General features: G+C 72.5%; 12 protein-coding genes and 3 pseudogenes. 4 read left to right on the top strand and 11 right to left on the bottom strand.

The genetic code is table 11. The features are described 5' to 3' along the window. Positions 1-5: 5 nt before the first annotated feature. Together ligD and ACWC1K_RS39095 are read left to right on the top strand one after the other, a co-directional pair. Positions 6-1,015: pseudogene (ligD, locus tag ACWC1K_RS39100) on the top strand (non-homologous end-joining DNA ligase). Between the two features lie 93 nt (positions 1,016-1,108). Beyond that, complete coding sequence (locus tag ACWC1K_RS39095; protein WP_450837756.1) at positions 1,109-1,543, top strand: cupin domain-containing protein; 435 nt, start codon at positions 1,109-1,111, stop codon at positions 1,541-1,543. On the opposite strand, the gene ACWC1K_RS39090 is transcribed toward ACWC1K_RS39095, so the two are convergent. The 8 genes and pseudogenes from ACWC1K_RS39090 to ACWC1K_RS39055 all read right to left on the bottom strand — a co-directional run bounded on the left by ACWC1K_RS39090 (position 1,544) and on the right by ACWC1K_RS39055 (position 8,694). Further along, positions 1,544-3,883, bottom strand: a complete 2,340-nt coding sequence (locus tag ACWC1K_RS39090) for a SpoIIE family protein phosphatase (protein WP_450837754.1) — start codon at positions 3,881-3,883, stop codon at positions 1,544-1,546. 76 nt (positions 3,884-3,959) lie between these two features. Then, positions 3,960-4,427: a peroxiredoxin gene (locus ACWC1K_RS39085; protein ID WP_450837753.1), complete on the bottom strand. Its 468-nt coding sequence runs from the start codon at positions 4,425-4,427 to the stop codon at positions 3,960-3,962. Continuing rightward, positions 4,428-4,805, bottom strand: a complete 378-nt coding sequence (locus ACWC1K_RS39080) for a DoxX family protein (RefSeq protein WP_450837751.1) — start codon at positions 4,803-4,805, stop codon at positions 4,428-4,430. It abuts the gene before it with no gap. Between the two features lie 31 nt (positions 4,806-4,836). Further along, positions 4,837-5,271, bottom strand: a pseudogene (locus ACWC1K_RS39075) (helix-turn-helix transcriptional regulator); the annotation flags it as partial. Between the two features lie 77 nt (positions 5,272-5,348). After that, positions 5,349-5,879: a MarR family winged helix-turn-helix transcriptional regulator gene (locus tag ACWC1K_RS39070; RefSeq protein ID WP_450837750.1), complete on the bottom strand. Its 531-nt coding sequence runs from the start codon at positions 5,877-5,879 to the stop codon at positions 5,349-5,351. 87 nt (positions 5,880-5,966) lie between these two features. Next, positions 5,967-6,482 carry a GerMN domain-containing protein gene (locus ACWC1K_RS39065; protein ID WP_450837748.1) on the bottom strand — a complete coding sequence of 172 codons (516 nt, stop codon included), beginning with the start codon at positions 6,480-6,482 and terminating at the stop codon, positions 5,967-5,969. Further along, positions 6,479-7,969 carry a sensor histidine kinase gene (locus ACWC1K_RS39060; protein ID WP_450837817.1) on the bottom strand — a complete coding sequence of 497 codons (1,491 nt, stop codon included), beginning with the start codon at positions 7,967-7,969 and terminating at the stop codon, positions 6,479-6,481. The genes ACWC1K_RS39065 and ACWC1K_RS39060 overlap by 4 nt, the downstream gene beginning before the upstream one ends. 44 nt (positions 7,970-8,013) lie before the next feature. After that, positions 8,014-8,694 (bottom strand): response regulator transcription factor, encoded by a 681-nt coding sequence (locus ACWC1K_RS39055; RefSeq protein ID WP_450837747.1) that lies wholly within the window; start codon positions 8,692-8,694, stop codon positions 8,014-8,016. Positions 8,695-8,942: 248 nt separating this feature from the next. On the opposite strand from ACWC1K_RS39055, the gene ACWC1K_RS39050 reads away from it, so the two are divergent. Further along, entirely contained in the window at positions 8,943-9,689 is a 747-nt protein-coding gene (locus ACWC1K_RS39050; RefSeq protein ID WP_450837815.1) for a DUF3152 domain-containing protein, read from the top strand. A 3-nt stretch (positions 9,690-9,692) separates the two neighbouring features. Here ACWC1K_RS39050 and ACWC1K_RS39045 read toward each other — a convergent pair whose 3' ends face one another. Together ACWC1K_RS39045 and ACWC1K_RS39040 are read right to left on the bottom strand one after the other, a co-directional pair. Next, positions 9,693-9,842 carry a hypothetical protein gene (locus ACWC1K_RS39045; RefSeq protein WP_450837821.1) on the bottom strand — a complete coding sequence of 50 codons (150 nt, stop codon included), beginning with the start codon at positions 9,840-9,842 and terminating at the stop codon, positions 9,693-9,695. A gap of 178 nt (positions 9,843-10,020) precedes the next feature. Beyond that, a pseudogene (locus ACWC1K_RS39040) lies at positions 10,021-10,212 on the bottom strand (FAD-dependent oxidoreductase); the annotation flags it as partial. A gap of 1,099 nt (positions 10,213-11,311) precedes the next feature. On the opposite strand from ACWC1K_RS39040, the gene ACWC1K_RS39035 reads away from it, so the two are divergent. Further along, a complete protein-coding gene (locus ACWC1K_RS39035) occupies positions 11,312-11,995 on the top strand; it encodes a response regulator (RefSeq protein ID WP_450837745.1) in 684 nt (227 codons plus the stop codon). A 24-nt stretch (positions 11,996-12,019) separates the two neighbouring features. On the opposite strand, the gene ACWC1K_RS39030 is transcribed toward ACWC1K_RS39035, so the two are convergent. Then, positions 12,020-12,712, bottom strand: coding sequence for a TetR/AcrR family transcriptional regulator (locus ACWC1K_RS39030; protein WP_450837744.1), 693 nt, complete (start codon positions 12,710-12,712; stop codon positions 12,020-12,022). Positions 12,713-12,787 lie beyond the last annotated feature (75 nt).

The following is a 12,787-nucleotide window of genomic DNA, read 5'->3' as shown; positions in this document are numbered from 1 at the left end:
CGGCGGTGTCCGGCCTGCTGGGCTCGCTCCCGGACAAGGAGCAGGGGCTGCTGCGCACGGGACGCCCGGGCGCGGAGCCGGCCGCCCGGCCGATGCTCGCGACGCTCAGTGACCGGCGGGACTTCGACAGCGGATGGATCTTCGAACGGAAGCTGGACGGCGTACGGCTGCCGGCGGTGCGGGGCGGTGGGCGGGTCACGCTGCTGTCCCGCACGGGGCGCCGCCTCAACGACACCTACCCGGAGACCGTGGCGGCGCCGGCCGCCCGGTCCTGCACGGACTTCACCGTGGACGGGGAGGTCGTCGCCTTCACCGGGGCCGCACCGACTTCGCCCGGCTCCAGCAGCGCACGGGCCTGACCCGCCGAGAGGACGTCGAGGCGAGCGGTGTCGCGGTGACGTACTACGTGTTCGACCTGCTGGGGCTTGAGGGAGCGGACCTCACCCGGCTGCCGCTCAGGACCCGTAAGTCCCTGTTGCGCCGCGCCCTGACCTACCGCGCTCCGCTGCGGCTGACCTCCCACCGCAATGAGGGCGGCGCCGACCTGCTGGCCGCCTCCTGCGCCCGCGGCTGGGAAGGTCTGATCGCCAAGCGGGCCGACGGTGACTACCAGCCGCGCCGCTCCACCGACTGGCTGAAGGTCAAGTGTTCCCAGGGGCAGGAGTTCGTCATAGGCGGGTTCACCGAACCCGCCGGCAGCCGGGTCGGCCTGGGGGCCTTGCTCCTCGGCCACCAGGAACACGGCAAACTGCGGTACGCGGGCAAGGTCGGCACCGGCTTCGACCGCGCCACGCTGCTCTCGCTGCGGGAGCGACTGGACGAACTGCGCGCCGCCGACCCGCCGTTCGAGGGCCGGGTCCGTGAGGCGGGCGCCCGGTGGGTGCGGCCGGCACTGGTCGCACAGGTCGACTTCACCGAGTGGACGCGGGACGGGATGCTGCGGCATCCGCGGTTCCTGGGGCTGCGGGACGACAAGAAACCGGAGGACGCCGTGCGGGAACGGCCGAGCACCTGAGAGCGCCCGGTGGGATCCAGGGCTGCTCCAACTGGCTTGGTGCGTCTCGTATGATCACCGCGGCAATCCTTCTCTGCACCAGGAGATCCCCCCATGAACATTGCCCTGCGTACGGCGGTCACCGGAGCGGTGACCGCCGCTACCGTCCTCATCTGCGCGCCCGCGCAGGCCACACCACCGGGACCTGGCGTCTCTGCCCGGCTCATCGGTCAATGGTCGGTCGGGGGCACCGACTACACCGTGCGGGAGATAACGATCCCGCGCGGCCAGGCCACCGGCTGGCACTACCACGACGGCCCCCTGTACGCCGTGGTGAAGGAGGGCACGCTCAGCCACTTCGACTCCGACTGCGCCTCCGACGGCGTGTACCCCAAGGGCAGCTTCGTGCAGGAGCCTGCGGGATCCGACCATGTGCACATCGGCCGCAACCTCGGCGACACCGATGTCGTCCTCGACGTGCTCTATGTGCTGCCGCACGGCGCGCCGTTCTCCGAGGACGCTCCCAACCCCGGCTGCTCCTTCCAGTGATCAGACCGGGGGCAGCGTCTGTTCGGCCCAGATGGTCTTGCCCCGGCCCGTCTGGCGGCTGCCCCAGCGCTGGGTGAGCTGGGCGACCAGCAGCAGTCCGCGGCCGCCCTCGTCGAAGGCGTGCGCCCGGCGCAGATGCGGTGAGGTGGAACTGCCGTCGGAGACCTCGCAGATGAGGCTGCGGTCGCGGATCAGCCGCAGTTGCACGGGGGGCGCGCCGTACCGGATCGCGTTGGTGACCAGTTCGCTGACGACGAGTTCGGTGACGAAGGCGGCCTCGTCCAGGCCCCAGGCGGTCAGCTGCTCGGTGGCCGCCTGGCGGGCCGCGGCGACGCGTTCCGGATCGGGGGTGATGTCCCAGGTGGCGACCCGGTCCTCGCCCAGCGCCCGGGTGCGGGCCAGCAGCAGCGCCACGTCGTCACTGGGCTCCTCCGGCAGCACGGCCTTGAGGACCGTGTCGCACAGCGTGTCGAGGGTGTCGGCGCGGGCGGTCAGGGCGCGGCACAGTTCGGCCTGCGTATGGTCGACGTCGCGGTCGCGGTCCTCGATCAGGCCGTCCGTGTACAGGGCGACGACGGAGCCTTCGGGCAGTTCCAGCTCCGTCGACTCGAAGGGCAGACCGCCGACGCCGAGCGGGGGTCCGGCCGTCATGGCGACGAGGCTCGCGGTGCCGTCGGGCAGCAGCAGCGCGGGCGGGGGATGGCCGGCCGCGGCGAGGTCGAGGCGGCGGGAGACGGGGTCGTAGACGGCGTAGAGGCAGGTGGCGCCGAGCTCCGCGACCTCGTCGTCGGTGTCGTCCGACGCCAGGTGGGTGACCAGGTCGTCCAGGTGGGTGAGGAGTTCGTCGGGCGGCAGGTCCACGTCCGCGAGGGTGCGTACGGCGGTGCAGAGGCGGCCCATGGTCGCCGAGGACGCGATGCCGTGTCCCACCACGTCGCCGACGACCAGGGCGACGCGGCTGCCGGAGAGCGGGATCACGTCGAACCAGTCACCGCCGATGCCGACCAGCGAGTCGGAGGGCAGATAGCGGTGGGCCACCTCGACCGCCGCCTGCCCGGGCAGCCCTCTTGGCAGCAGACTGTTCTGCAGGGCCAGTGCGGTGGTGCGTTCGCGGCAGAAGCGGCGGGCGTTGTCGATGCAGACGGCGGCGCGGCTGGCGAGTTCCTCGGCGAAGACGGCGTCGTCGCCGCTGTAGTTGTCCGGATTGGCGATGCGGACGGCGACCGCGACGCCCAGGGTGGTGCCGCGGGCGCGCAGCGGTACCGCGAGCATCGAGTGCACACCTCTGCGGTGGGGGCGGCCCCCCGGGGCTCGCGCGTTGCGCTCGGCGACCCAGCGCACGAAATCCGGCTCGCCCGCGTGGCTGAGGACGGCCCGCCCCGCTCTCAGTGCCTTCGCGGGCGGTGAGAACGACGGGTAGAAGTCGGTGTCGCCGATACGCACGGCCGCCTCGGGTGTGCCCTCGGTGACCGAGCCGTGGGCGACGCGGCGCAGCACGACGTCCATCTCGCGCGGTGCGGGGTGCTCCTCCGCGCCGAGGACCCAGTCGAGCAGGTCGACGCTGGCGAAGTCGGCGTAGCGGGGCACCAGCAGTTCGATGAGCTCCTCGGCGGTGCGCACCACGTCCAGTGTCGTGCCGATGGAGGCCGCCGCCTCGTTCAGCAGCGCGAGCCGCTCCCGGGCCCAGTACTGCTCGGTGCTGTCGAAGGCCGCGATGCCGGTTCCGATGACATTGCCGTCGGCGTCCCGGACCGGCCACATCTCGGTGGTCCAGGCGTGCTCCCGGTTCGAGGACGGCGCGTGCGCGTAGCTCTCGTACCGGACCGGCCTGCCCGTCTCGATGACCTGCTCCAGATGCCGCAGAAATCCCCGGTTGTACCCGACGTCCTCAACGGTGTCCATGAAGTACCGGCCGAGCAGGGTCTCGGCGGGCACCCCCATCACCTGGCAGGAAGCGTCGTTGAGCCGCAGATAGCGCTGGTCGGTGTCGAACACGGACAACGACATGGAGGCTTGCTGGAAGGCCTGCCCCGCAAGCGTGGGCTCCGGCCTGCCGGGCTGCTCGGCGGTCACCACGTATCGGTCGGGTGAGTCGTCCCCGCCGGACAGGGCGCATGCGCGGAGGGCGAGAGGCACCGAGGAGCCGTCACGGTGCCGGAGGACGACGGTGCCGGTCATGGCAGCCACGGCGCCGGGCGACGGGTCCTCGGCGAGCAGATCCCGCACCGCCCGGCCCACGGCCTCCTCGGCCGGGTATCCGGTCAGCCTCCGGGCACCTTCGCTCCACCCGGTCACGATGCCCCGGGCATCGACGATCGCCGCAGCGGGGACGTGCTCCATAGAGTTCAGGATGGTTCTTTTGTCGCACCGCTTCAACCGAAGCGGAGGGCCGGGCGGGCCCTCCGCCTCGCGGCGGTCACTTGTGCCGGTCGCGCAGGGCGGCGAGGGCCCGGTCGGCGTGGGTGTTCATCCGCACCTCGCTGCGGACGATCTCCAGGACGGTGCGGTCCTCCGCTATGACGAAGGTGACCCGCTTCGTGGGGGCCAGGGTGAAGCCGCGCTTGACCCCGAACCGCTCGCGGATCGTGCCGTCCGCGTCGGACAGCAGCGGCATGCCGAGGTTGTGGCGGCCGGTGAACTCCTGCTGCTTCTCGACGGAGTCACCGCTGATGCCCACGGGCCGGGCACCGGCGGCCGCGAACTCGGCCGCCAGGTCGCGGAAGTGGCAGGCCTCCGCGGTGCAGCCCACGGTGAGGGCGGCGGGGTAGAAGAACAGCACGACCGGTCCGTCGGCGAGCAGCTCGGACAGGGTGCGGGTGGCGCCGGTCTCGTCCGGCAGCTCGAAGTCGTCGATCTTGTCGCCGACGTTCACACGCTCGCTCACCTAGCGGCCCTCCCCGTTCTTCGCGACGCTGCGGGCCCACAGGACGAGGGGCACCTGGAGCGGCAGCCGTCCGATGGCCGCGGCCTTCTGCGGGGTGGGGCGGTGCCGCCAGTCGACGGCCATCTTCACGTTGGCGGGGAACACGCCGACGAAGAACGCGGCGGCGGCGAGGGCCGCCGGCTTGCGGGTGCGGGGCAGTGCGATGCCCGCCGCAAGGGCCAGCTCGGCGGCGCCGCTGGCGTACGTCCATGTCCTGGGCCTGCCCGGCAGGGCCTCGGGGATGGTCTCGTCGAACTTGCGCGGCGAGGCGAAGTGGGCGACACCCGCGGTGGCCAGCAGGCCGGCGAGCAGCAGGGGCGAGCGTTCGGACCGTGGCACGGTTCCTCCTCTGATGACCTGCTGCCGGATGTTACCCGAGGGTAGAGGGGGTGGTTCCGGCGGCCTGGCCCGGCCCGGAGGCCGGGCCCTGCACGCGGCGGTTATGGGTTCCCGGGGTGCAGCCGAACGAGCGGCGGAAGACATCGATGAAGGCGCTGGCGGAGGACCAGCCGCAGTGGTGGGCGACGGTCGTGACGGGGTTGCCGTCGGCCGGCATGCGCAGCGCGTAGCAGAGGCGGGACTGGGTGCGCCACTGCGGGAAGGTCATGCCGAACTCGCGGCGGAAGAGACGGCTGAGGGTGCGTTCACCGGCTCCGGTGGCGGCGCCGAGGGCAGCCAGGGTGCGCGGGTCGCCGGGGTTCGTGTGGACGATCGCGCATACGGCGGCCGGCCGGGGGGCGGTGGGGGTGGGCAGGCGCATCGGCTGCTGGGGCGAAGTGCGCGGCTGGTCGGGCGGGACGGCGCGGGAGCCCGCTGCGGCGGTGGAGCCGGTTGCCGTGCGGCGGCGTTCCCGCGCGGCCTCGGCGTGAGGTAGCCGTCGGATCAGGCGGTACCCGCCGGCGCGGTCGTCTGTTCCTGCGCCTCCATCTCGACGGCGGTGGCGAGGAAGTCGTCAACCATGCGGTGGAAGAGGGTGGCCAGCTGCCGCAGTTCCTCCGGTTCCCAGCGGGACAGGGCCACCTGCATGCCCCGCGCACCGGCGTCCCGGATGCGGTCGATGGCCTGCTGCCCGGCCTCGGTCAGCTCGATGCGCTGGGCGCGCCGGTCGTCGGGGTCCGGGACACGGGTGACATAGCCGGACTTCTGGAGCTGCTGCACGGTGCGGGTGACATGGGACGCCTCCACTCCCAGCCGGGCGGCCAGCTCCCCCGGGCGCAGCGGCTCCGAGTCGGCGATCTGCCGCAGCAGCGCCACGGCCGCCCGGTCCAGCGGCACACCGGCCAGGGCCATCAGCCGGTCGTGCTGGCGGGCACGCGTGCTCAGGTAGGTGATGCGGGTGAGCGCACGCTCGATCTCGATCACTTCGTCCGAGGCGGGCGTCTCGGGGATCTCGGGGAGCGGTGGAGTGGACATGCGGCCCACTTTACCATTCGTTGCGTAACTCAAGTAATCCACTGCGGGCGTTTGCGCAGCGTACCGCGGCCGCATGACGCGGCTGCCTTACGTCCCCGGGCCGTCGGGGCACCGCGTGCCCGTCCCCCGGATGTCGAGCCCGTCCGGCCCGGTGACGGTCACCGGCTGCGGGTCGGCCCCCGGGGCGATGACGCGTTGTGCCGCGACGGCCGTGCAGATGAGCTGTGCCGCGGCCAGTTCGCCCGAGCCCCCCGGACCGGCCGACAGCCGGATGGTCACGCGGCCGTCGCGGGAGGTCACCGTCACGCGGGACATCAGGGACGCCTCGGGCGGCAGCACCGTGTACAGGCCTTCGGCCTGTTCCGCCCGGGTCGGCCCCTTCAGCAGCACCCGTACGGCCGACTCGACATCCACCGGCCCGGCAAGGCTGCGGTCCACGCCGCGCAGGGTGCGACCGGCCACGAAGTAGACCCGCAGCGTCGGCGCGACCCCGCTCGCGGGTCCGCCCGCCTCCACGACACCGGTCGTGGGAATGCCGCAGGAGGTGAGCGCCCCCAGCATCGGAAGCCACAGCAGGAAGGCGGATCGACGACCGGCCCTCATGGCCTGCTCCCTCGTGCCGATGCATCGCCTTCGGCCCGCTCCTGCGTCAACTGCTCGCTGTGCAGGGGAAGTTCGACGGTGAAGACGGCGCCGCCCTGCGGCCGGTTCGCGGCGCTCACGCTGCCGCCGTGCACGCGGACGTTCTCGGCGGTGATCGCCAGGCCCAGGCCGCTGCCCTCGGTGCGGGTGCGGGCGGCGTCCGACTTGTAGAAGCGCTCGAAGACATGGGGCAGCACGGTGTCGGGGATGCCTGGTCCGCTGTCCAGTACCTCGATGACCGCCCGCCGCTCCGTCGCAAGGCGTCCCGCCCCGGTCAGACGCAACAGGACGGGGCGGGCGCCGTGCCGCAGGGCATTGCCGACCAGGTTCGCGACGACGACGTCGAGGCGGCGGGGGTCGACGCGCCCCCGCAGTGCGTCGGGCGGCGGCAACTCCGTCTCCACCAGGTCGGTCCAGCCGCGGGCGGCGAGGGTGCGGCGCAGCGACTCGGCCAGGTCGATCTCGTCCAGGTGCAGCACTGCCGCGCCGGCGTCGAAGCGGGAGATCTCCATCAGATCGTCCACCAGACGGGCCAACTTCACGGTCTCCTCGCTGATCAGCCGGACCGCGGTGGCGGTGTCCGGGTCGAGTCGGGCGGCGTCCTCGTCGAGGACGTCGGTGACCGCGGACATGGCGGCCAGCGGGGTGCGCAGCTCGTGCGAGACGTCCGCGGCGAACCGGCGGGCCCGGGCCTCCATGCCGCGCAGTTCGGCGACCGACGCCTCCAGGGCGGCGGCCGTCTCGTTGAACGTGTGCGACAGATCGGCGAGTTCGTCGGACCCGTCGACGGCGAGCCGGGTGTCCAGCCGCCCCTCGGCGATGCTGCGGGTGGCGCCGCGCAGCGCCCGCACCGGCCTGAGCACCCCGCGCGCGGCGAGCAGGGCCAGCAGCACGGCCAGAACGAGGGCGGGCACGGTGGCCCGTTCGATGGCGGTGACCAGGGCGTCGACGTACGCCTGTTCCTTGGTCTGCGCCACGATCAGGAAGACCTTGAGGCCCGAGTCGCCCACGCCTCCGGCGAAGGTGACCGACATGCCGACGACGAGTGCGGTGTGGTCGCCGCTGTTCACCCGCTGGAAGACGGTGGCCAGTCGGGTGTCCACCGCCGTGCGCAGGGCCGGTGTGAGTTCCTCGAACCGGTCGCCCGGGAAGGACGTCGCGCTCAGATCGCGGTAGGTGGCCATGACCCGCCAGGTCCCGGAGGGATCGGTGGCGGCCATGGCGGCCGCGAACCGCCGCAGTTCGGCCTTGTCCGGCGGTGCGACGACCTCGGGGGCGAGCCGGTTCGCCTGGGCGCGCAGCTGCGCGATCACCGTGTCCTGACTCTGCTGGAGCAGGCCTGTGCGCGCCTCGCGGAAGCTCAGGGCGCCGGTGGTCCCCGCGGTGAGCGCGGCCACGAGCGCGAACGCGACGACCAATCGGGTGCGCAGACCACGCAGTTGGGGCAGCCGGAAACGCTCCGCGAACGCGCGCCCGGCCTTCGGCGTGCGCGTCACCGGGAGGCGAACCGGTAGCCGAAGCCGCGCACCGTCTCGATGTAGCGGGGTTCGCCCATCTTGGCACGCAGCCGCTTCACGCAGGCGTCCACCAGGCGCGCGTCCGCGTGGTAGCTGTGCTCCCAGACCGCTTCCAGGAGTTGCTGCCGGCTGAACACCTGGCCGGGTGAGGCGGACAGGGTCATCAGGAGCCGCAGTTCGGAGGCGGCGAGCGCCACCGGCGCGCCCTTCAGGGTGACCGAGAAGCCGGCTCGGTCGACGGTGAGGTCCCCGTAGCGGTCGAGTTTGGGTATGCCGCCGTCGCCGGGTGTGCCGGCCACGCGGCGCAGCACGGCACGGATCCGCGCCTCCAGCACGCGGGCCTGCACGGGCTTGACGACGTAGTCGTCGGCTCCGGCCTCCAGCCCTACGACGATGTCCTCGTCGTCGCCCCGCGCGGTGGCCATGATGATCGGCAGCGTCTGGTCGAGGGCGCGCAGCGCACGGCACACGTCAAGGCCCGGCATACCGGGCAGCATCAGGTCCAGCACCACGACATCGGGCCGGAAGGACCGCACCAGCTCCAGCCCCTCCTCCCCCGTCACGGCGGTGGCGACCTCGTGTCCCTGACGGCGCAGGGCAAGGGCGACGCCCTCCCGCACGGCACGGTCGTCTTCGATCAGCAGAACTCGCGGCATGGGCTCAGTATCGGCACCTCCACCGGCCGCCCGGGCTTCTGTTACCGGATGATCATATGCTCCCGCAGTCGACTGGGCGTTACCTTTTCGTTATCGCTCGCGCCAGGTCCGATCACATATCGATCACAACCTGAACGACCATGACCGCGCACAAAGCAACTCGCTCGCCCCGTCGCCGTCGTCGCAAAGGTGTCTCGCACGCCGCCGCTCGACGGTCGAGGACGAAGGTGTGGGGAGGTCTGGCCGCGCTGACCGTCCTGAGCATCACCCGTTTCGCGGCCGTGGGCTGGACGTCCGCCGACGCCCACAACGACCGGCCCCGACCCACCGCACACGCGAAGCCGGGCTCCGAGCCCTCGCACCCACCGCGCCCCGTCACACCGTCGCCCAGCCCGTCCCACAGCGCCTCCACCCCGCCCGCCCCGAAGATCCCGGCCACCGGGCCGGACACGTTCACCACCGCCGCCGGCACAAGCGCCAAGGCCGGGACCGGCAAGGCGCTGCGCTACCGGGTCGAGGTCGAGGAGAACATCGATCTGTCCGCCGCCTCCGTCGCCAAGGAGGTGGAGCGCATACTCGCCGACCCGCGCGGCTGGACCGCCGACGGCCACTCGGCGTTCCAGCGGGTCTCCGGCGGCACCACCGACTTCGTCGTACGGGTCGCAACCCCGGGGACGGTGGACAGGACGTGCGCCGAGGGAGGCCTGGACACCGAAGGCCGCTACAACTGCAGCGTCAACCACAAGGTGATGGTCAACCTCGAACGCTGGCTGCTCGCCACCCCCGTCTACGCCAAGGAGGTCACCGCCTACCACGCGCTGATCATCAACCACGAGGTCGGCCACTTCCTCGGACACGGCCACGTCACCTGCCCTGGTGCGGGGCAGCCGGCCCCGGCGATGATGCAGCAGATCAAGGGCATGCACGGCTGTGTGCCCAATGTCTGGCCGTACGACGAGCGGGGACGGTACCTCACCGGCCCCGCCGCCCCCTGAAGGTCACACCCCCGGCACGGTCGCGTCGATCCGCACGGCCTCGTCCCAGGCCACTCCGGCCGCGATCGCCTGCCGCCACGGCCGGAGGGCCTTGGGCGGCAAGCCCACCGCAAGCGCACCGCTCACCCGCTCGCCGGTGCGGTACGCGGCCACGAACCTGCCCTCGGCCAAGTGGCGGGGCGCAGTGCGTCGATGCGGATCGAGCACCGCACCAACGCCGCCGAACAGGGCATGGCCGCCGCCCGCAATCCCCGAACAAGGGGTTGTGCCGGCGGGCGAGGTCGCCGGCCGCGTACACGTCCCGGGCGGCCTCGCAGTACTCGTCGCAGAGCACGCCGTCGCCGACGGCCGGGCCGCTGCCCTTCAGCCACTCGGTGTCGGGCTGCGAACCGACGACGACCAACACCTCGTCGTCCTCGACGAGTTCGCCGTCCGCCAGCCGCACCCCGTTGTGCGTCACCTCGCTCACGGTGACCCCGCAGCGCAGGTCCACACCCCGCTCGACATGGGCGCGGGTGAGCATCCCCCCTCGGCGCCGAGGGTGTGGGCCAGCGATACGGGCGCGGGTTCCAGGAGGGTGACCTCGCCGCCCACCCGTGCCGGTCGGCAGTGTTGCGGTCCGCAGGGCCCCCCTCGGCCTCCCGGAGGGCGATCACCCGCAAGGGCCTGCGCGATGCGCACGCGCCAGAGCCGGTCGCCCAGCAGCCCCTCTGCGTCTGACCTCGCACGCTTCCTCCGACAGGGCCGTCCGTGTCGCAGGACACGGACGGCCCTCGCCCGTCGTTCCCGGCGGGGATCACCCACCATGGCTTCCAGGACCCGACCGGAGAGACGCGATGAGCATCCCTTGGCAGCGACACATGGACGAGCATGCGCGCAGCGCCGACACCGAGACGGACCGTGGTTCTGGTCGCCGTCTTCCTCCTGGGCAGCGAGATCTGCGTGTCCGCCACCCACCGGCCGGACGCGGTGGGCCCGTCACGGGCCCTGGCAGCACGCTCCTGCGGGGCCCGTTCCGGCAGCGGACCCGCCCCCGCACGGTGCTCACAGTGACCGCGCTCAGGGGCGGCCGGCGCCGGCACGCTGCGCCGTCTGCTCGCGCCGTCGCTGTCGGCACCGGTCATGGTCGCGCCGTTCCGGCCGGCCGTGCCGACCGGCCGCGGGACCACTCGGACGTACTACGCGGTCCGGATGCGCGGGGCCTGTCTGAAGGCCGCCCAGGTCCGCACCGAGTGCGCCCGGCGCAGCCGGGAGGAGGGGGCGCATCTGGCGCGGACGCATCCCGAGCAGGCCCGGGGGAGCCCGGACGCGCGCCGGGTCCCGAGGCCGGGGCCCGGCCAACTCGGCCGGCTGGTGGGCACGTTCGAGCCCACGGACCTGAACGAGCGCATGATCCGGGAGGACGCGCCGCGGCGGCCGGCTCCGGAGGCCGACCCGATGGCGTACCGCATCGCGCAAGAGGCGTCGGCCGACCTCGCCGAGCATGCCAGTCCGTCCACGGCGCCCCGGCCTGGACGGCGGCTTCGAGATCACCACCCCCGCCCCTGTCCCCCGCCGCTCCCTGACGCCCAGAAACCCGTGACGCATGGAACGGGCACCATGAGACGACAAGAACGGACACCATGACCATCCGCGTGCTGTTCGCCGACGACCAGGCCCTCCTGCGGGCCACGTTCCGGATCCTGATCGACTCCTGTGACGACATGGCGGTGGTAGCCGAGGCCACCGACGGCGCCGAGGCCGTCGCCCTCGCGCGCGTGCACCGCCCCGACCTCGTCCTGATGGACATCCGCATGCCCGGCACCGACGGCCTGGCCGCCACGTCCGCGATCTGCGCCGACCCCGAGCTGTCGGACACGCGCGTGCTGATCCTCACCACCTCCGAGATCGACGAGTACGTCGCCGAGGCGCTGCGGGCCGGCGCGAGCGGCTTCCTGGGCAAGGACGTGACCGCGGACGCGCTGCTCGACGGCATCCGGACCGTGGCCGCGGGCGACTCGCTGCTCTCCCCGCTCGCCACGCGCGTACTGATCACGCGCTTCCTGTCCGCCCCCGCAGGGGATGCGCGGCCGGCGGCGTCCGGGGACCCCGGCGCGCTCACCGCCCGCGAGCGGGAGGTGACGGCCTGGGTGGCGGAAGGCCACTCCAACGAGGAGATCGGCGAGAAGCTCTTCGTCAGCCCGCTGACCGTACGCACCCATGTGCACCGCGCGATGACGAAGCTGGGGGCCCGCGACCGGGCCCAACTCGTCCTCATCGCCTACCAGTCGGGGCTCGTGCAGGCATCGTCGGCCGCGGAGCGGTGAGGACCGCGGGCCACGGCCTCAGCCTCAGCCTGCGGAGAGTTTGTCCAGCCACTGTTCCAGCAGAGCCGACTCCGCCGGTGTGAACACCGGGGACTGTGCGGCCCTCAAGCGGGCCGCGAGCGTCGCGGCAGCGACCGGGACGGCGCCGTCCGGCTCTCCGGGCTCACCCGGGCCGGCCGGGCGGGTCAGGGAGTCGAGCACACTGTCGCGCAGCCGTTCGGCGAACTGCGCGTCCGGATACTGCTCGGGCCTGGTCAGCATCGACAGGGCCGCCCCCACATTGGCGGACATGATCATCTGGGTGGCGAGGGCGGGCGGGACGGTGAGCCGGCCGGCGGCGGCGCAGCGTTCGAGGATCCCGTGCAGCAGGGCGTGCGCCTCCTGGGCCGCCGCGGGCGGGGCCGTCAGCTCGGGCGAGTACATCAGGCGGTAGTGGTTGGGGTGCTCCAGCGCGAAGCGCATGTGGTTGTCCCAGCCGCTCCTGAGGTCGGCGACCGGGTCGTCGCTGGGCCTCGCCGCCCGCTTGGAGGCGAGGTATTCCTCGAAGCCCCGGTCGACGACGGCGGCCAGCAGCCCGGCCTTGTCGCCGAACAGCCGGTAGAGCATCGGAGCCCCCACCCCGGCCGCCTCGCACACCGCCCGCGTGGAGACATCGGCGACCGGCGCTTTGGCCAGCAGGTCCGTGGCCGCTTCCAGGATTTTTTCCCTCGCATCCATGCGTCCACAGTACGCCATGCGTAGCACTGATACGAAATCGGCAATACCGTCGCTACGATCCTGTGTTATCGTCGA

It is taken from the genome of Streptomyces sp. NPDC001492 (assembly GCF_053597275.1).
This window is presented reverse-complemented; position numbering and strand designations above follow the sequence as displayed.